Genomic DNA, 18857 nt, shown 5'->3' with positions numbered 1-18857 from the left:
ACCTTTTCGGCATTGCCGTGCAGTGCATCAGTTAATGCATCGTCAGTAAGTAACATTTAATTGTTTCTCGGATTGGCCGCTCTTTTATTGCTCTGGCGTAACGGGGTGCTGGCCGGCTGATAGCTCCATGTCACTTTTTTGTCCAAGATGTCCGGCGTGTTGTTGAGATCCAGTGCCTGACATATGGGAAGCGGAAGCACCACCAGAGTGAGCGTGGTGCTGTCCGATATTAAAAAGTGGTGCCAGCTGCCATAGTGCAAAAATAATGATGATAATAGCCGCGACGGAGCGTACACCAGATGAGCGACTTAAATCCTTGATCTGGCTCGCTAAAAGGCCAGTCATTAACATTGCGGGCAGAGTACCTAAGCCAAAAAATAGCATAATGGCGGCGCCCTGAAGAGGATGGGCTACTGACAATGCCCAGATAAGAATGCTGTAGACCAAGCCGCAAGGCAGCCAGCCCCAGACCAACCCCAGCAACAGAGCTTGAGTATTGGTTCTAACCGGCATCAGTCGGGATGCCGTGGGCTGAAGGTACTTCCAGAGATAGCGACCGGCATGCTCGATATAAACCAACCCTTTCCACCAGTTGGCGATATAACAGGCCATCATGATGAGAATGATACTGGCGACAATGCGCATAATTTCGGCAATAACCAGTAAACTATCGCTCAATAAAGCCCCGAGAGACGCGACAATGGTGCCGGCGAGGGTATAGCTGAAAATGCGGCCACTGTTGTAAGCCAGTAAAGGCAGCATTCCTGTACTGGAAGAAGAACGTGCCAATGTCAGTGTGCTCATGATACCGCCGCACATCCCCAGGCAGTGAGCGCTTCCCATTAACCCAAAGACAAAGGCAGCTAATAGCGTCATGAGGCTAAAATCAGCACCCATCAGATTGAAGAGTCCGGATGATTCCATTATGGCTGCTTTGAATCCTTGGTATCCGACACTTCAGTCTTTTCCAGTGCATGAGTTTTGACTGTTGGTTGGTCCTGCCCCGGAGATGGCTTTTTGGCTGGTTTAACATCATCGTCGTACAAAATACTGTAAGCCGGGCCGCTCAGGTCGTCAAACTGACCTTTATCTACTGCCCAGAAGAACGCCCATATGGCTACGCCCAACAGAGTGAGAGAAAGGGGGATTAATAAGAAAAGAATACTCATGTATGTAGCTCCTTCTGACGCTCAGGTGATGTCAGTTGTGGCAGTTTAGCATTAAGCCGGAGAGCATTAAGTACAACGATCAGCGAGCTGGCGGACATGCCAATAGCCGCCAGATAGGGTGGGATAACACCCGCTGCAGCTAAGGGTAAGGCTGTTAGGTTGTAACCCGCGGCCCAAGTAAGGTTTTGGCGGATGATGCGACGTGTTTTTTTACTCAAAGTAATTCCTTCAGGAATTCTCTGCAGCTGGCCGGACATCAGAATGGCATCTGCACTTGTTTTCGCCAGGTCTGTGGCGCTTCCCATGGCAATGGAAATATCTGCACCTGCCAGCACAGGAATATCGTTTACGCCATCACCCACCATGATGATGCGCTCCCCTTGTTCCTGAAGTTGGCGGATATGAGCAAGTTTATCCTCAGGCGAGGCACCGGATCGAATATTGCGGATACCGGTAGACTGGGCAATGACATTAACGGCTCCTGATTGATCGCCGGACAAGAGGTCAACTTCAAGCCCAAGGGATTGAAGTGCAGATACAGCGTCTTTTGCACCGTTGCGAATACGGTCTCCGATTGCAAACCAGGCAACTGGCTGGGTATTTCTGCTTAAAAGCAGCCATTGGCCGTTATCAGGTAGCTTTGGAGGTTGGTTGTTGTCTGTGGCAAACCCAGGCGTACCGATGCGGTATACCTCACCTAAGATAGTACCGATCAACCCTTTTCCAAGGATGGATCGTACGTCTTCGGCAAGATAAAAACCACGATATTCATCAAATGCCCGAGCAATTGGATGCTCAGACGTGCGCTCTAATGCCGCGGCTAATTTAAGGGCATTTTCTTCGGTAATTGTGTCATTCAGAACCCTCGTTTCGGTCAGAATTAATCGACCTTCTGTTAAGGTTCCTGTCTTGTCGAAGACAATTCGGGTTGCCTGTGCCAGGCTCTCTACCACGTGACCTCGGGTAACTAGAATCCCTTGCTCCCGAAGTGCGTTAGTTGACGTGGTCAGGGCTGTTGGCGTTGCCAGAGAAAGTGCGCACGGACAGGTAACGACCAATACTGATAATACGATCCAAAATGCATCTTGCGGACTATGCTGCCACCAGAAAAGACCAACGCCGCAGGTTGATATCAACACACAAAGTACAAACCAATGTGCAACTTTATTCGTGATCTCAGCCGTTTTCGGACGTTCAGAGAAGGCCCTGTCCAGCAGATGAGCGATATTCGCCACTCTTGCGTTCTGTCCGGTTTGTTCTACGCGAATCTTTAATGGGCTTTCAACATTCATTGTGCCCGCGAGTACTTTGTCTCCGGCTGCCTTGGATACAGGCATATACTCACCGGTCAGAGCCGATTCGTTCAGGCTGCTTTGCCCCTCAATAATGATGCCATCAGCCGGCAGAGTATGGCCGGGCTTGATCAGAAGGGTATCCCCCTCGTTTAACTCCCGAGTTAGGACAACTTCTTCCTGATCTGCTGTTTCGCCCTTTGTGAGTCGGGTGGTACTGGTTGGAATCAGAGTATTAAGGGCGTTGCCGCTGCGGCCAATACGGTGGCGGGCACGCATCTCAAGGTAGCGGCCAAATAATAGAAAGAAAGTGAACATGCTGACGGAGTCAAAATAAACTTCCCCGCTATTTGTAATCGTAGCCCAGGCACTGGCAGCAAAAGCAACGCCAATAGCTAGGGATACAGGAATATCCATGGTTAGGTGACGGCTTTTCAGATCACGGAAAGCTGCTCTGAAAAATGGCTGAGCGGAATAGAGGATAACTGGGGCAGAGACAATCAGAGAAAGCCAGCGAAATAGCATGACATACTGTTCTTCCATCTCTTCAAAAGCGCCGGCATAAAGCATGATGGCAAACATCATGGCCTGCATCATGCCCAGGCCTGCAATAATCAGGCGCCGAATCGTCTTTTTCTCTTGTTTGACCAAGCGTTCCTGTTGTTCATCAGCCTGGTAGGGATAGGCCTGGAAACCTATAGCGGCAAACATTGCCATAAGCTTACTTAGCTCAATCTGATCCGGCGACCAGCGCATTGTGGCTCTGTGATTACTGAGGTTTACATGAATCGTTTCCACCCCACTGCTTTGGCTGACCTGGTGTTCAATCAGCCAAACGCAGGCGGCACAGGTGATGCCATCAATGGCAAGGGAGGCTTCTTTTATACCGTTGCCAAGATCACGAACAAAGCTTTCCTGAACATCTTCCCTGTCGTAAAGAGCAAATGCAGCTTGCTGCTCATCGGTCATATCATCGGGCCGGGTGGCCGGTGCATCCCTAAAGCGATAATAATTTTCAAGACCGCCGTTAACGATGGCATGGGCTACGGCTTCGCAACCAATGCAGCACATTGGCTGTTTTTCGCCTTCAATAACAACTGAGAAGCTGGAGCCGGCAGGAACCGGCTCACCACAGTGGTAACAGGATAAGCTCATCATAATCCGCCGGTATTATTGGCCTGCTTTAAGCATCAGGGTATCTTCAACAGGAAATTCAGCACTACCCTTCAGGCGCCACTGGCCATCCGGCGGAGTGATATCCATATACCAAAGGTTTAACGGTGCTTTTTCAACCTGCCCCCGGTAGTGGTTCTCTGTTACCTGCGTCAGGGTGATGCTGTAGTCCCTTGCTGCACGGGTTGGATTAACGAAGTCGAGTTTTAGCTGAGTTGGCCAGCTTTTCAGCTGACCATCCAGTGTGAGGAGAACGTCACCAGTCAGATTATCAAGTCTAACCTCGGCAGCCATTTTCAGCTCTGCTGCTTTATGGTCCTTCTCCAGGGTCTGGTTGATAGCCAGACCCTCTTTGTAGTAGTTGTCATTAACAGTGCCATCAAAAACCTGAATGGAGAATGTCAGCATTGTTATGCCCACGATCACAGTGACAATCAGTGGAACCAGAAGAAACCAGGGCCAGAACTGTTTGTACCATGCAATGGGTTTAGTATGGGTATTCTGCATTTTTATTACCGCTGTACGGCTCCAATAAAGCGAGATTCTTTACTCAGTTCGTAACCTGAGCTATCGGTCGATTTAACGGTGACCTGAATGTCAACACTTGGCTCAGACATCTTTTCACGGCTGATCTTCATGCGGACAGGAAGGCTGATAACTTCACCGGCGCTCACTGAGACTTCTTTCGTGCCGACCAGTTCCAGACCTTCAAGACCTTTTACTGACAGCTCGTAAGTGCGGGTTGCCTGATCCATATTGGCCAGTTTAATAATAAAACTGTTCTCAATATTACCTTCGGCATCCATTCGGTATAGCTGGTTGCGATCACGCAGTACTTCCAGTTCGAGAGGAATCCTGTCGCCCACAGCGAAAGCGAAGGCGATGATCATGGCCATCAATGCCGCAAAGTAACCGATCAGACGAGGTCGAAGAATATGGGTTTTCTTACCTTCCAACTCGTTTTCTGTGGTGTAACGAACAAGGCCGCGCTCATAGCCCATCTTGTCCATCATTTCGTTACAGCCATCAATACAGGCTGCACAGGTGATGCATTCGTACTGGAGGCCATCGCGGATATCGATACCCACCGGGCACACCTGAACACAAACGCCGCAGTCGATACAGTCACCCAGACCGCGCTCTTTATACGTATCATCACCCTTTTTACGTGGGCCACGGCCCTCGCCACGTTTCTCATCGTAAGAAACAACAAGTGTATCGCGGTCAAACATGACGCTCTGGAAACGTGCGTAAGGACACATATACATACAAACCTGCTCACGCATCCAGCCTGCATTGATATAGGTCGCAACAGTAAAGAACAGTAACCACCAGGTTTCCCATGGGCCAAGGTCACCTGACAAAATTCGAGAAGCAAGATCCCGTACTGGTGAGAAATAGCCTACAAATGCAAATGCTGTGGCTGCCGAAATGGACAACCAAATTAAATGTTTGGCGGTTTTACGAAGAAGCTTTTCTCCGTTCATGGGTGCTTTATCCAGGGAGACACGCTTATTGCGCGAACCTTCTGTTATACGCTCAGCCCAGATGAAGAAGAAAGTCCATACACTTTGAGGGCAGGCGTAACCACACCAGACCCGGCCTGCAAAAACAGTCATAAAAAACAGCAGGAAAGCAGCAATAATTAATGCCCATGACAGCAGCATGAAGTCATGGGGGAAGAAGGTTGAGCCAAAAACATTAAACTGCCGGTTAGGCAGGTCGAAAAAGATCGCCTGCTTGCCATCCCACTGGAGCCAAGAAAACGTGAAATAAGCCAGTAGGAATATCCAGTTAACGGAGGTGCGAAGGTTTGTAAATAAGCCAATCGCTTTACGTACATAGATATGCTTGCGCTTCTGATAAAGACTTTCCCCCTCCTGTTTTTTCTCAATTTTACGTTCGTTTGCAGACTTAACGGCGTGGGCACGCTTTTTAGCGGCATCCGTAATGTCTTGAGTAGGAATTCTATCCTTCATCGCTAACCAACCTTTTCTACAATTATAAGTATAGATTGGAACCACAAATAACAGGTTCAGGTTTCTACGATTCTACGGGATTTTTAAGAAGGGAGGGAGGAAAAGGAATGCGACATTATGTCGCATTCCTTCAGGTGTTTACTTGCCTTGGGACAGGCTGTAAACGTAGGCAGCTACCAGGTGAACTTTGTCTTCACCGATATACTTAGCCTGGGCAGGCATGTGGCCGTTACGACCAAGGCGAATAGACTGTTCAACAGACTTCGCTACACCCCACTCAGGGTTCAGGTACAGCCAGGTGTTATCCGTCAGGTTCGGAGCTCCCAGCATTTGGTTGCCCTTGCCGTCTGCACCGTGACAAGCAACACACATTGCAGTGTAAGTTGCAGAACCAGCTTGAGCAGCAGCTGAATCTGTTTCCTGACCGCTCAGGCTCAGAACATACTGAGCCATTTGAGTTACACCCTCATCACCCAGAACCTGGCCCCAGGCTGGCATCTGACCATTACGACCGTTCACAATGGTGTGTTTGATCGCTTCAGGTGTACCGCCATACAGCCAGTCCGTGTCAGTCAGGTTAGGGAAACCGTATGCACCGCGACCGTCTGAACCGTGGCATAGTGCACAGTTGTTGGCGTAAAGGCGTTGGCCAACTTTCATCGCTTCTTCGTCCATTGCCAGATCCGCTACAGGGATGCTGGCATACTGCTCAAAGATAGGCGCGTAGTTTTCATCGGCATACTTAACCTCAGCTTCCCACTGATTCACCTGGGTCCAGCCAAGGAAGCCTTTAAAGGTACCTAAACCTGGATACAGTGCCAGATAAACCAGACTGAAGATGATGGTTGCGATGAACATGATGAACCACCAGCGTGGCATCGGGTTGTCATATTCTTCGATTCCGTCGAAGCTATGACCCATAGTCTTCACATCACCACTTTTGGGGGAGGCAACACGGTTGGCAAACAGAACCCACCAGCAGCCTGCAATAACACCCAGAGTGATAACAATGATCCATGCGCTCCAAAAGCTAGTCATGGTCTTTATTCTCCAATTTTGATTTGCCCGAGTTATGGCTATCTTCGTCGGCGAATGGCAGATTGGCTGCTTGATCGAAACTGCCTTTCTGTCGCTTGCTATAGGCCCAGATTGTCAGGCCAATAAAGCCAACCATTACTAAAATGGTTGAAACGCCGCGCAAGTCATTGATATCCATAAGCCCTTACCGTTTGTCTTTCAGTACAGTGCCCAGCTGTTGCAGGTATGCAACCAGAGCCTCAATCTCTTTTTTGCCCTGAACGCCTGCTTTGGCATTTGCAATATCTTCTGCGGTGTAAGGCACACCCAGAGTTTGCAATGTTTCCAGCTTCTTAGCCGTCAGTTTGCCGTCAAGAGTATTGCTGAACAGCCATGGGTAAGATGGCATTTTAGACTCAGGTACTACGTCGCGTGGGTTGTAAAGGTGGGCACGGTGCCAGTCATCAGAGTAGCGACCACCTACGCGAGCCAGATCGGGACCGGTACGCTTAGACCCCCACAGGAACGGGTGGTTATAAACAGATTCGCCTGCAACAGAGTAGTGACCATAGCGCTCGGTTTCTGCGCGGAATGGGCGAATCATCTGGGAGTGACATACGTTACAGCCTTCACGGATGTAAATGTCACGGCCCTCAATCTGAAGCGCTGTTAAAGGTTTCAGACCTTCAACCGGCTGGGTTGTGTCTTTCTGGAAGAACAAAGGCACGATTTCGGCAAGGCCACCAAAACTGACCGCTACCAGAATCAGTACGATCATTAAGCCAACGTTCTTTTCAATATTTTCGTGTTTCATGTCTATCGTTCCTTACCTTGGCATCAGGCTGTCTGTGCAACAGGTTTGGCTTCTGTATTGCGTACTGTCATCCAGACGTTGTATGCCATGATCAGCATGCCAGTTACCCAGAAAACACCGCCTATCCAGCGAACCAGGAAGCCTGGGTGGCTGGCTTCCAGAGCTTCAACGAAGCTGTAAGTCAGGGTGCCGTCGGCGTTAACCGCGCGCCACATCAGACCTTGCAGGATGCCGTTAACCCACATTGATGCGATATAAAGAACAGTACCGATAGTCGCCAGCCAGAAGTGAACGTTAATCAGGTTAACGCTGTGCATCTGTTCTTTATCAAACAGGCGAGGAATCAGGTGGTAAATAGCACCGATAGAGATCATTGCTACCCAGCCCAGAGCACCAGCGTGAACGTGGCCGATAGTCCAATCAGTGTAGTGTGACAGTGCGTTTACTGTCTTGATTGCCATCATCGGGCCTTCAAAGGTAGACATACCATAGAAAGACAGAGATACAACCAGGAAGCGAAGAATCGGGTCGTTACGCAGCTTATGCCATGCACCGGACAGCGTCATCATGCCGTTGATCATACCGCCCCATGATGGAGCAAGCAGAATCAGAGATAACACCATACCCAGAGATTGAGTCCAGTCAGGCAGTGCCGTGTAGTGCAGGTGGTGAGGGCCGGCCCACATATAAGTACAGATCAGCGCCCAGAAGTGAACGATAGACAGGCGGTAAGAGTAAACCGGGCGCTCTGCTTGTTTAGGAACGAAGTAGTACATCATGCCTAAGAAGCCAGCTGTCAGGAAGAAACCTACAGCATTGTGACCGTACCACCACTGCGCCATTGCATCGATAGCACCGGAGTATGCAGAGTAAGACTTAGTAAGGCTTACCGGCAGAGCCGCGCTGTTAACGATATGCAGAATAGCAACTGTGATAATAAAGGCCGCATAAAACCAGTTCGCCACATAAATGTGTGAGGTTTTACGGATTTTGACCGTTGCCAGGAAGTTGATCGCATAAGCAACCCATACTACGGCAATCAGGATATCGATCGGCCATTCCAGTTCAGCGTACTCTTTCGAGCTGGTCATGCCCAGTGGCAGAGTAATAGCCGCCAGTACGATTACCAGTTGCCAGCCCCAGAAGGTAAAGGATGCCAGAGCGTCGGAGAACAGACGAACCTGACAGGTACGTTGTACGACGTAATAAGAAGTAGCGAACAAGGCGCTACCACCGAAGGCGAAAATAACTGCGTTAGTGTGCAGTGGACGAAGACGACCAAAGCTCAACCATGCAGTATCAAAGTTTAGTGCCGGCCACACCAGCTGAGCAGCGATCAGGACACCGACGGTCATACCGACGATACCCCAAACGACTGTCATGATGGCGAACTGCCGGACCACCTTGTAATTGTAGGTCGGTTGTTCAGTTGCTGTGCTCATGTCAGGTTCCCATTAACAGCGAGTTTAAGTGAAGGAATCCAGCCGAAGTCTCTTGGATAACGGCTTTTTTGGCAATGACGCATATCAAGGAAGCGCGACAATCCGCCGCACCGTACCGTGGGCATTGGATCGTGTGAGACGAACCTTGATCAAATTGCATCGCACCTGATTTCAACGCTTCCTCTAGCGAATCTTTCAGGCGGGGGGATTTTAACAGTAAATAGAAGGGGATGGCATAGCCGAAAGTCGTAAAAACCTAACGCTGATAGGGGTTTGTTGATCTGGGTCGATAATTATAACCCTGTGTTTTATTGGGGTTTTACGATTAATAAGGGTTTTAGCAGCCGGTTTTAATGGCTTTGCGGTCGCTTTTGTGTGTTTTTTATTACTCACGTATCCTGTGAATTTTTTCTTTATTACGACTGGATCTATGCAAGCGCAGTATGAAAGAGCCGCCTGTCGTATATAAAAGGAGTGGTAGTAAATGAGTGAGCGGTGTGATGAGCGACTGGGTTTTTAACTGATATGTTATTGCGTTCTTTAGATTTAAGTATCCGAGCGTAAATGTTGAGACATATTCTTGCTTCTGGGGTAAGAGTCTAATTGAAGTGGATACTGCCAGCAGTGGTTGATCTTGCCGGGATATTCAGGATGCCTGGCTAATTTGCTGCGTCATAATGTATAGGCTAACTAACTGAAAAATAATTTAAATTTTTTCAAGAAAGTATTTGACAGGGTTTGATAAATCCCTATAATTTGCGCCACAAGTTGCGGGGGTGGTTAGCTCAGCCGGGAGAGCACCAGCCTTACAAGCTGGGGGTCACAGGTTCGATCCCTGTACCACCCACCATTTTTTGTTCGCATAAGATGGTCTCTGTAACTTGTATGATGATATGCGGACCGGTAGTTCAGTTGGTTAGAATACCGGCCTGTCACGCCGGGGGTCGCGGGTTCGAGTCCCGTCCGGTCCGCCAATTTCATCACTGCGTTGGGTGGTTAGCTCAGCCGGGAGAGCACCAGCCTTACAAGCTGGGGGTCACAGGTTCGATCCCTGTACCACCCACCATTTTTTGTTCGCATAAGATGGTCTCTGTAACTTGTATGATGATATGCGGACCGGTAGTTCAGTTGGTTAGAATACCGGCCTGTCACGCCGGGGGTCGCGGGTTCGAGTCCCGTCCGGTCCGCCATTTAGCTTTTTGCCTGATACGCAACTATATCGAATGTCTTTTAGGCAGTCCCGTGGGTGGTTAGCTCAGCCGGGAGAGCACCAGCCTTACAAGCTGGGGGTCACAGGTTCGATCCCTGTACCACCCACCACTTTCGCTTAGCGTTAGTGTGATCAGATTTATATGCGGACCGGTAGTTCAGTTGGTTAGAATACCGGCCTGTCACGCCGGGGGTCGCGGGTTCGAGTCCCGTCCGGTCCGCCAATTTGATCTGATAGATATCCTGGAAGTCTAGTTTGATACTCCCGTGGGTGGTTAGCTCAGCCGGGAGAGCACCAGCCTTACAAGCTGGGGGTCACAGGTTCGATCCCTGTACCACCCACCACTTTCGCTTAGCGTTAGTGTGATCAGATTTATATGCGGACCGGTAGTTCAGTTGGTTAGAATACCGGCCTGTCACGCCGGGGGTCGCGGGTTCGAGTCCCGTCCGGTCCGCCATTTGCTTGCTCTTATCTCAATATCTTATTCTGTTATCTCATCTGAATACTCTTCTTGTATATTTTTGCTGTTACTTTATTTCCAGACTGATTGCTATTGTTGTTGACTCCGGTATTGCCCAGGAGCCTGCCCGTGCCAACGTTTAAATGCCCGTTGAAATGCTGGTGACGAAGAAAATCCCATCAGCCATGCTATTTCTCCAATGGTCAGTTTTGTATCTCTTATATAGCGGGTTGCCAGCTCTTTGCGGGTTTGATCAAGTAGCTGAGTGAAACTTACGTTTTCAGACTGTAGTTGACGTTGCAGGGTCCAGGGTTCCAGGCTGAAGTACCGGGCGACACTACTGATTGATGGTGTTTGACCGCTGAGCTGCATCGCAATTGCTTCCTCCACTTTATCCACAAGTGTTCTGCCTTGTAATATTTCGTCCAGAGCTTGTTGACAGAGCCGTTCCAGCTGACGGAACGTAATCGGGTTGCTGTGGACTGTATTGCTTTGGCACAGGTCGTTGGGGAGCCAGAGAGTATTCCCCTGGGCTGAAAACTGTACCGGAAGTTTCCATTTTCGGTAGGCTGCGGCATAAGTTGGGCGCTCAAACTCAATCGCCACTGTGGCGCCTGCCTGCCTGATTTCAGATAAAGAACTGCCACTCCATTCCTGTAGTAGGCTTAACCAGCCTCCCAATACCGCATCGACAACAAAGTAGTTGTATCGGTTGTAGGGGCTTATGGAGTAAAAACAAAAACCTGTGCGCTCTGCTTCCCGACGTACAAAACTATGTCCACGGCTGTTTGAGCTATAAAGGCGTTCGAATCGAATCGATGTTTCCAGGGCATCTCCCAGGGTTGCTGCGGACTGTGCGGTTAGGCCCATCAGCCCAAAGTGATGGCTTCGACACTTTTCTCCCATCAGAATACCAATATCCTGGCGACCCGTGAGACGGGTTGCCTGCTCACCTAAACGCATATAGCGGGGGATACTGATCCTTCTGTCCGGATGGCTGAGATCTAAATCCCCCAGCCCAAAGTCCGAAAAGAGACTTTCTGCGTTTTTACCTTGCTCAGTAATGGTCTGATAAAGGCACTGCAGAATATTGACGTTAATATCGCCTAGTTTCATGAGTTAAAGACTGTTCTCTAAAGTTATTATTCTGTTTTCTAAAGATAATACTTTTTTAGGTTCATGGTTTACAGTTAAGCCAACATAAAAATAAAGCTCCGATTTTAAATGGCGGGGCAGCCTGATTGATGATCGAGGACCTATTAATGACAATGGCAAATACAGAAGTGCTTTATCCAACCCTGCTTAAACCTCTTGATCTGGGTTTTTTAACCCTGCCGAACCGGGTTCTTATGGGGTCTATGCATACGAATCTGGAAGAAAGCCCAAATGGTTTTCAGCGCCTGGCAGCGTTTTATGCTGAACGCGCGAAACACGGTGTTGCTTTGATTGTGACCGGCGGTATTGCTCCGAATAAAGAAGGGGCGGTTTTTGAAGGGTCTGCCAAGATGAGTACGCCGGAAGAGGCGGAAAAGCACAGGGTGATGACGGATGCTGTCCACGATGCCGGTGGCCGCATCTGTATGCAGATTCTCCATGCGGGTCGTTATGCTTATTCTCAGCGCTCTGTGGCTCCTTCAGCAATTCAGGCTCCTATTAATCCATTCCCTCCCCATGAGTTAACGGCAGAGGAAGTTGAAAAGCAGATTGCCGATTATGTGATCTGTGCGGATTTGGCTCAACAAGCTGGCTATGATGGCGTTGAGATTATGGGGTCTGAAGGCTATCTGATTAACCAGTTTATTGCTGCACGGACGAACAAACGTACCGATGAGTGGGGCGGTTGTTTTGATAACCGGGTTCGCTTTGCTACCGAAATTGTGCGCAAGGTTCGGGAACAGGTTGGATCAGACTTTATTATTATTTTCCGCTTATCAATGTTGGACCTAGTCGAGGGCGGTAGCGACTGGCAGGAAGTGGTTGAGCTGGGTAAACGAATTGAAGCTGCTGGCGCTACCCTGATCAATACCGGTATTGGCTGGCATGAAGCCCGTGTTCCGACCATTGCTACCAGTGTTCCCCGGGCTGCTTTTACCCGTGTTACACAGCAGATGAAGCAAGAGCTTGGTATTCCGTTGATTACCACCAACCGTATCAACACCCCGGAAGTAGCGGAAGCAGTACTGGCTGATGGTCATGCGGATATGGTTTCTATGGCGCGACCTTTTCTGGCAGATCCGGCTTTTGTCAGTAAGGCTGCTGAAAACCGTGCGGATGAGATTAATACCTGCATCGGGTGTAATCAGGCTTGCCTGGATCATACCTTCCAGATGAAGCTGACCTCGTGCCTGGTGAACCCACGTGCCTGCCATGAAACAGAAATCATCAGCTTGCCTGCCAAACAGGTTAAGTCGGTTGCTGTTGTGGGGGCGGGCCCTGCGGGTTTATCGGCCTCGACGGCTGCTGCCGAACGGGGACACAATGTTACCTTGTTTGATGCTGGATCTGAGATTGGCGGGCAGTTTAATTATGCTAAGCGTATTCCGGGTAAAGAGGAGTTTTACGAAACTCTGCGTTACTTTAAGCGCCGTATTGAAGTTACTGGCGTTGAGCTGCGCTTGAATACCCGTGTCACAGCTGAAGATCTTAAAGATTTTGATGAAGTCATTCTGGCAACAGGTATTGCGCCACGGACACCGGGTATTGAGGGGATCGATCACCCGAAAGTTGTCAGTTACATCGAAGCAATTACGGGAACCAAGCCTATTGGTCAGAAGGTTGCCGTGATGGGGGCTGGCGGGATCGGTTTTGATGTTTCTGAGCTACTGACTCAAAAAGGTGAATCTGCCAGTTTAAATATCGATGAATTTATGCGTGAGTGGGGTGTCGATCTTACGGTTCAGCACCGTGCTGGTATTGAGGGCGTTGAAGCTCATAACCCTGAGCCTGCACGAGAGGTTTGGCTGATGCAGCGCAAGGCCAGTAAGTTAGGTAAGGGGCTTGGCAAAACGACGGGCTGGATTCATCGGGCATCTCTGCAGAAGCGCAATGTAAATATGTTATCCGGCTGCGACTACCTGAAAATTGATGATGAAGGTTTGCACCTGACGATTAATGGTGAGCCAGAGCTGTTACCGGTGGATAATATCGTTATCTGTGCTGGCCAGGAGCCATGCCGGGAATTAGAAGCAGGGCTTAAGGCGTTGGGCAAAGAGCCTCACCTGATAGGAGGAGCCGATGTGGCGGCTGAGTTGGATGCTAAGCGAGCGATTGATCAGGGACTTCGTTTGGCGGTGACCCTATAATTAAATACGACAGAAACAGGTCTGATTCATAGGGGGAGCTTCGGCTCCCTTTTTCTGTTTTTGCATCCTCTATTCGTCAGTATGAGTTCGCTGCCTTATAATGCAGAAATTTAAATAACTGTTTTGATATGGGCGGTAACTATGCAGATCTGGGTAGACGCGGACGCTTGTCCGAAAGTAATTAAAGATATTTTATTCAGGGCCTCTCAGCGTCTGGATCTGCCGATGATCCTGGTTGCGAATCAACCATTAACCGTGCCACCAAACTGTAAAATTCGGGCTGTTCAGGTACCTCCCGGGTTTGATGTTGCAGATAACTATATAGTACAGAACCTTGATCCCGGTGATCTGGTGATAACAGCAGATATCCCTTTGGCAGCAGAGGTGATTGAAGAAAATGCCCATGCACTGAACCCCCGCGGGGAGCTGTACACAAAGAATAATATTCGTGAGCGCCTGATGATGCGTGATTTTATGTCAGATCTGCGCAGTAGTGGTGTTCAGACGGGGGGGCCTGCTGCTTTAGGGCCCCGTGACCGTCAGGAATTCGGTAATGCGCTGGATAAATTTCTGGCAAAGCATGTGAAACCTACCGAGTAAAGTGCCGGAAATGTATCCTTTAAGCACACCCACGCAGGGAGAGCCGTTTCAGGTGTGGCTGGATTGCCTTGTGGAGCCGGAGCTGCAGTCACTGCAACACCCTCTGTTGACGGAGATGCAGGTTGAACTTTGTATTTTGCGTACAGACAACGTTCATCCTGTTATATCCGGTAATAAAGCCTACAAGTTGAAATATAATCTTAAAGCCGCTTTGGAGCAGGGGGCGACCGGCATTCTCTCTTTTGGCGGTGCCTGGTCCAATCATCTTCATGCTTTGGCTTATTCCTGCCATCTTTTGCAGCTTCCCTGCGTTGCTGTGATTCGTGGCGAGCAGGAGCTGGCGACTAAAAGCGCGATGCTGCAGGATTTAAAGATGTGGGGCACTCAACTGCACTTTATAAACCGACAAGACTATCGACTACGAAATAACCTAGATTGGTTGAAGGGCCTAACTGCTGGTTACCCAGGCTATTTCGTTGTTCCTGAAGGTGGTAGCAGTGCTTTGGCTGCCCCTGGCATTACTGAACTTTCTCACCAGTTAGAAAGCGAATGTGAAAGAAGAAACTGGCAGCCGGATCAGCTTTGGTGTGCCGTGGGGACTGGCGGCACACTAGCGGGATTGATTGCGGGACGAAAAAAAGATTACCGGATTATTGGTGTGCCCGTTTTAAAAGGTGGTGAATTTCTGATTCGTGATATTGATGATCGCCTACTTTCTGATAGTCGTTGTGGCATCGAAAAGAAAAACTGGGAATTGCTGCTTGATGGCCATTTTGGGGGTTATGCCAAAGTTTCGTCCGGCCTGCTACAGCAGATGGCTCAGTTGAGTGCTGAGATTGAAGTTCATAACCCTGGCCTGTCTCTGCCTATGGACCCGGTTTATACCGGAAAACTTTTTTGTCGTTTCTGGCAGTCACTTCAGGCCGGAGAGTTCAGGAAAGGCTGTAGGATACTCTTGATACACAGTGGGGGCCTTCAGGGGCGGCGAGGTTATGGATTAAGTGAAGCCATGGCATAATGGTCAGGTTGAGATTACAGGAGAAGGCAAGGTTATGCAGGATCAATCCCTAAAAAATGTTCAGTCCGGCATTTTGACAGAATCAAATCAATTTGGTTTTTATATCACGTATACCCTAAGCCATGATGATGATCTCTTACCCCTGATTCGCGATATGGTTGCGCGATTTCCCGCGATGATTGATGAATGTTCACGGGTTTTCGATGTACCTTCCCTTAATGGTGTTGTCGCCATCGGCTCTGATGCATGGGATCGACTTTATCCACAAGGACGACCGGTTGCTCTGAAACCTTTTCCTGAAATGAAGCAGGGCAGCCGACTTGCTCCGGAAACACCTTGTGATCTCTATTTCCAGATTCGCTCTGATCGACATGATATCAACTTTATTGTCGCGCGCCGTATCGACAGCATGTTAGGGGAGATAGCCAATCTTCAGGAAGCGATCCCGACATTTCGTTATTTGGATTGCCGCGATCTGACAGGCTTTGTTGATGGAACTGAAAACCCACAGGGTGAAGAGCGGGCTAAAGTGGCACTGGTTGGTCATGAGGATCCGTCTTTTGCTGGCGGCAGTTATGTTCATATTCAGCGCTATGTCCACAATATGCCGATTTGGAATGAGGTTTCTGTTAAAGAGCAGGAGCAGGTTTTTGGGCGAAGCAAGGCGGATAATATTGAGTTTGAAGGTGATGCCAAGCCACTGACATCTCATATCAAGCGTACAGGCATTAAAGATGAGGAAGGTGAAGCAATTGAGATTCTCCGCCAGAGCATGCCCTATGGGAATCTGAGTGCTCAGGGGCTGTATTTTGTCTCTTATTGCCGCTTTTCAGACAACTTTACCCGTATGTTGGCCAGTATGGTTTATAGCGATGCCCATGGTCATTATGACCATATGCTGAAGTATACCGAAGCGGTAACAGGGGCTGCTTTGTTTGCACCTTCCCGGGATTTTTTGGTTAAGTATGTTGGTGCGGCGGCAGAAGCTGAGCAGTTGAAGAAAGAGAAAGCTGCAGCAGAAGCTCAGCAACTGGCAGAAGAAGAAGCTGAGCTGAACTCCACCCGTTCCGAGTTAGCCTATACACCTTTAAGTGAAGCCTTTGTTCAGCCCGATGCTCTAAACTCCGTGGATCCTGATATTGAGCAAAAGCAGGACACGGCTTCAGACGCTGATAAAAAAGCATCGGATCAGGATGCCGTACCGGAAGTTAAAACGATTACCCCAACCAATACTGGTACCCGCCACTACTCCGCTAGCTTCTATCAGGCGATGCTGGATGATGACGAAGACCAGCAGCAGGACCCGCAGGCTGACTCCCAGAAGAATCTCAAGCAGCAGCCTGGGTTGCCTTGGACATTGACAGAAGAGGGCAAAAAAGGTTTGAAGGACGACGACTGATTCTTTCGGATCGGGTGCTATTGATGAGTCAGCCTGTTTTGCAGGTCTTTTTCTTTTTTTAATATACAGGACAGGTTGTGTTCAGCCTGCGTATAAGCTGAGACCCTCTATGTTTTCTATCTCACGAACAGACAAGCGACTGGCCGTACAGTTACAGGAAAAAATTGATACCAAAACTAAGCCACCAGGGTCTCTTGGACAGCTGGAATCGGTTGCGCTCAAAGTGGGTCTGATTCAGCAAAGCCTGACGCCTGAGTTAAAACGGCCTCATATGTTAGTTTTTGCGGGCGACCATGGTGTTGCTCGCGAAGGTGTCAGCCCTTTTCCTCAGGAGGTCACTCTTCAGATGGTGCTGAATTTTCTGAATGGTGGTGCTGCAATTAATGTGTTTTGTCGTCAGCATGATATTGAGCTGGAAGTAGTTAACTCAGGAGTTTCCGGGGAGTTGCCAAAGCATCCTAAGTTGTATGATGCCTGCATTGCCCGTGGCACAGCCAGTTATCTTAATGGCGCTGCCATGACCGATGAGCAGGTTAAGCAGGCGCTTCAGCGCGGCGCTGACCAGATGGCTCGTGTTGCGGCCGGAGGCTGCAATGTTGTGGGATTTGGTGAGATGGGAATTGGTAATACGTCTTCCGCAGCCTTGTTAATGCATCAATTAACAGGAATTCCTCTGGTGGAGTGTGTCGGTCGGGGTACCGGGCTTGACGAAAAAGGCGTTCTGAAAAAGCTGGCGATCCTGCAGCAGGCTTCAGCCTGTTATCTGGAGGACAATGGTGGTAATAAAGACCATAATCCTCTGCGGATTTTGGCCCGTTTCGGCGGCTTTGAGATCGCGATGATGTGTGGCGCCATGTTAAAAGCTGCAGAGTTAAACATGTTGGTATTGGTGGATGGTTTCATTGCTACCAGCGCTCTTTTGGTCGCACAGGCTCTGTATCCAGATGTATTGGATTATTGTGTATTTACGCATCAGTCGGATGAGAGTGGTCATTGTAAGATGCTGGAGCATCTGAATGTACAGCCACTGTTGCAGCTTGACCTTCGCCTGGGAGAGGGCAGTGGTGTTGCTGTGGCTTATCCACTGATCGCTTCCTCTGTTGCTTTTCTGAATGAGATGGCTTCGTTTGCCGATGCCGGAGTCAGTGGTGAAGCTGTGGCAGCAGGTGAAAAAGGCAAGAGCGCTGGAAATGGCAACTGATTCTGAAACCGGTCATTTTTGGCGGTTTCAGTGGCAGCTTTTGCTTGCTGCTGCTGTTCTCTTTACCCGCATACCGATATGGAAAAAGATACCGGATGAAGCGCTACAACTGAGTCGTGCTGCGCGCTTTCTGCCTGTGATCGGTATTTTAGTCGGTGGCTTAAGTGCGCTCTCTTTCCTCGGGTTTTACACTATCTGGCATAGCAGTTGGTTAGCACTTCTGCTGAGCACCGTTGTCGGTATTTTGCTCACAGGTGCGTTCCATGAGGATGGCTTTGCGGATTCCTGTGATGGTTTTGGTGGTGGCTGGCAGAAAGAGCAAGTGCTCGCCATTATGAAAGATTCCCGTATAGGTACATATGGAGCTCTGGGCTTAGGTTTGATGCTGACCGTTAAGCTTTCAGCACTTCATCTGGTACCCGTTGAGCGGGTGGCCTACGCTATTGTTCTGGGACATACCTTGAGTCGCAGTTTCTCCGCTAGCTTTATGTATGGTTTGACCTATGTCCGCGATGAGGCTGATCGGAAACTTTCCGGTCATAATGATCCGTTGACGCTCAAGGAGTTAGCGTTTATCGCTGCTATCGGTTTATCCGGTCTTTTATTTCTCAGTATTCTGCACTCGGTCATTCTGCTACTGATACTGTGTCTTTTGTATGTGTTGCTCCGTTGGTACTGGTTACGGCGGATCGGGGGTTATACCGGTGACTGTCTCGGTGGTGCACAGCAGTTAGCAGAGGCATGTATCTATCTGGTCCTCGCTGCTACTTTGAGCTGATGT

Annotated in this window: 16 protein-coding genes and 8 tRNA genes; 14 read left to right on the top strand and 10 right to left on the bottom strand. The window is 49.2% G+C overall.

The features are described 5' to 3' along the window. Positions 1–84: 84 nt before the first annotated feature. From ACN0R8_RS11745 to ccoN, 9 genes are all read right to left on the bottom strand, one after another. Positions 85–924, bottom strand: coding sequence for a sulfite exporter TauE/SafE family protein (locus ACN0R8_RS11745; RefSeq protein ID WP_417597616.1), 840 nt, complete (start codon positions 922–924; stop codon positions 85–87). Further along, positions 924–1169 (bottom strand): cbb3-type cytochrome oxidase assembly protein CcoS, encoded by a 246-nt coding sequence (gene ccoS, locus ACN0R8_RS11740; RefSeq protein ID WP_417597615.1) that lies wholly within the window; start codon positions 1167–1169, stop codon positions 924–926. The genes ACN0R8_RS11745 and ccoS overlap by 1 nt, the downstream gene beginning before the upstream one ends. Beyond that, on the bottom strand, positions 1166–3619 hold the full coding sequence (locus tag ACN0R8_RS11735; protein ID WP_417597614.1) for a heavy metal translocating P-type ATPase: 2454 nt from the start codon (positions 3617–3619) through the stop codon (positions 1166–1168). Before ACN0R8_RS11735 ends, ccoS begins: the two co-directional genes overlap by 4 nt. 12 nt (positions 3620–3631) lie before the next feature. Further along, entirely contained in the window at positions 3632–4141 is a 510-nt protein-coding gene (locus ACN0R8_RS11730) for a FixH family protein (protein ID WP_417597612.1), read from the bottom strand. Positions 4142–4146: 5 nt separating this feature from the next. After that, positions 4147–5613 carry a cytochrome c oxidase accessory protein CcoG gene (gene ccoG / locus ACN0R8_RS11725; protein WP_417597610.1) on the bottom strand — a complete coding sequence of 489 codons (1467 nt, stop codon included), beginning with the start codon at positions 5611–5613 and terminating at the stop codon, positions 4147–4149. A 138-nt stretch (positions 5614–5751) separates the two neighbouring features. Beyond that, positions 5752–6651, bottom strand: coding sequence for a cytochrome-c oxidase, cbb3-type subunit III (ccoP, locus tag ACN0R8_RS11720; protein ID WP_417597608.1), 900 nt, complete (start codon positions 6649–6651; stop codon positions 5752–5754). Continuing rightward, complete coding sequence (locus ACN0R8_RS11715; RefSeq protein ID WP_417597606.1) at positions 6644–6829, bottom strand: cbb3-type cytochrome oxidase subunit 3; 186 nt, start codon at positions 6827–6829, stop codon at positions 6644–6646. The genes ccoP and ACN0R8_RS11715 overlap by 8 nt, the downstream gene beginning before the upstream one ends. 6 nt (positions 6830–6835) lie before the next feature. After that, positions 6836–7444, bottom strand: coding sequence for a cytochrome-c oxidase, cbb3-type subunit II (gene ccoO, locus ACN0R8_RS11710; protein WP_417597604.1), 609 nt, complete (start codon positions 7442–7444; stop codon positions 6836–6838). 23 nt (positions 7445–7467) lie between these two features. Then, positions 7468–8886, bottom strand: coding sequence for a cytochrome-c oxidase, cbb3-type subunit I (gene ccoN / locus ACN0R8_RS11705; protein WP_417597602.1), 1419 nt, complete (start codon positions 8884–8886; stop codon positions 7468–7470). Positions 8887–9660: 774 nt separating this feature from the next. On the opposite strand from ccoN, the gene ACN0R8_RS11700 reads away from it, so the two are divergent. The 8 genes from ACN0R8_RS11700 (at position 9661) to ACN0R8_RS11665 (ending at position 10553) form a co-directional block, all read left to right on the top strand. Continuing rightward, positions 9661–9736: transfer RNA gene (locus ACN0R8_RS11700), tRNA-Val, on the top strand. Between the two features lie 47 nt (positions 9737–9783). Beyond that, positions 9784–9860 (top strand) — tRNA-Asp (locus ACN0R8_RS11695). A 16-nt stretch (positions 9861–9876) separates the two neighbouring features. Continuing rightward, positions 9877–9952, top strand: a tRNA-Val gene (locus ACN0R8_RS11690). A gap of 47 nt (positions 9953–9999) precedes the next feature. After that, positions 10000–10076, top strand: a tRNA-Asp gene (locus tag ACN0R8_RS11685). Between the two features lie 54 nt (positions 10077–10130). After that, positions 10131–10206 (top strand) — tRNA-Val (locus ACN0R8_RS11680). A gap of 36 nt (positions 10207–10242) precedes the next feature. Beyond that, positions 10243–10319: transfer RNA gene (locus ACN0R8_RS11675), tRNA-Asp, on the top strand. A 45-nt stretch (positions 10320–10364) separates the two neighbouring features. Then, positions 10365–10440: transfer RNA gene (locus ACN0R8_RS11670), tRNA-Val, on the top strand. Between the two features lie 36 nt (positions 10441–10476). Further along, a tRNA-Asp gene (locus ACN0R8_RS11665) sits at positions 10477–10553 on the top strand. A 93-nt stretch (positions 10554–10646) separates the two neighbouring features. Here the strand turns inward: ACN0R8_RS11665 and ACN0R8_RS11660 are convergent. Next, on the bottom strand, positions 10647–11672 hold the full coding sequence (locus ACN0R8_RS11660; protein WP_417597600.1) for an AraC family transcriptional regulator: 1026 nt from the start codon (positions 11670–11672) through the stop codon (positions 10647–10649). A 146-nt stretch (positions 11673–11818) separates the two neighbouring features. Here ACN0R8_RS11660 and ACN0R8_RS11655 point away from each other — a divergent pair, with 146 nt between their 5' ends. The 6 genes from ACN0R8_RS11655 to ACN0R8_RS11630 all read left to right on the top strand — a co-directional run bounded on the left by ACN0R8_RS11655 (position 11819) and on the right by ACN0R8_RS11630 (position 18854). Further along, a complete protein-coding gene (locus ACN0R8_RS11655; protein ID WP_417597598.1) occupies positions 11819–13858 on the top strand; it encodes an FAD-dependent oxidoreductase in 2040 nt (679 codons plus the stop codon). A 141-nt stretch (positions 13859–13999) separates the two neighbouring features. Next, on the top strand, positions 14000–14458 hold the full coding sequence (locus ACN0R8_RS11650) for a YaiI/YqxD family protein (RefSeq protein ID WP_417597596.1): 459 nt from the start codon (positions 14000–14002) through the stop codon (positions 14456–14458). A 10-nt stretch (positions 14459–14468) separates the two neighbouring features. Continuing rightward, a complete protein-coding gene (locus ACN0R8_RS11645; RefSeq protein ID WP_417597594.1) occupies positions 14469–15476 on the top strand; it encodes a 1-aminocyclopropane-1-carboxylate deaminase/D-cysteine desulfhydrase in 1008 nt (335 codons plus the stop codon). A 34-nt stretch (positions 15477–15510) separates the two neighbouring features. Then, a complete protein-coding gene (locus ACN0R8_RS11640) occupies positions 15511–16875 on the top strand; it encodes a Dyp-type peroxidase (protein ID WP_417597592.1) in 1365 nt (454 codons plus the stop codon). A gap of 109 nt (positions 16876–16984) precedes the next feature. Further along, positions 16985–18076: a nicotinate-nucleotide--dimethylbenzimidazole phosphoribosyltransferase gene (cobT, locus tag ACN0R8_RS11635; RefSeq protein WP_417597590.1), complete on the top strand. Its 1092-nt coding sequence runs from the start codon at positions 16985–16987 to the stop codon at positions 18074–18076. Further along, positions 18066–18854: an adenosylcobinamide-GDP ribazoletransferase gene (locus tag ACN0R8_RS11630; RefSeq protein WP_417597588.1), complete on the top strand. Its 789-nt coding sequence runs from the start codon at positions 18066–18068 to the stop codon at positions 18852–18854. The genes cobT and ACN0R8_RS11630 overlap by 11 nt, the downstream gene beginning before the upstream one ends. Positions 18855–18857 lie beyond the last annotated feature (3 nt).

This window comes from Oceanospirillum sp., assembly GCF_048265165.1.
GTDB lineage: Bacteria > Pseudomonadota > Gammaproteobacteria > Pseudomonadales > Halomonadaceae > Oceanospirillum.
The sequence above is the reverse complement of the archived record's forward strand: the minus strand, read 5'-3'. Positions and strand labels throughout refer to the sequence as shown.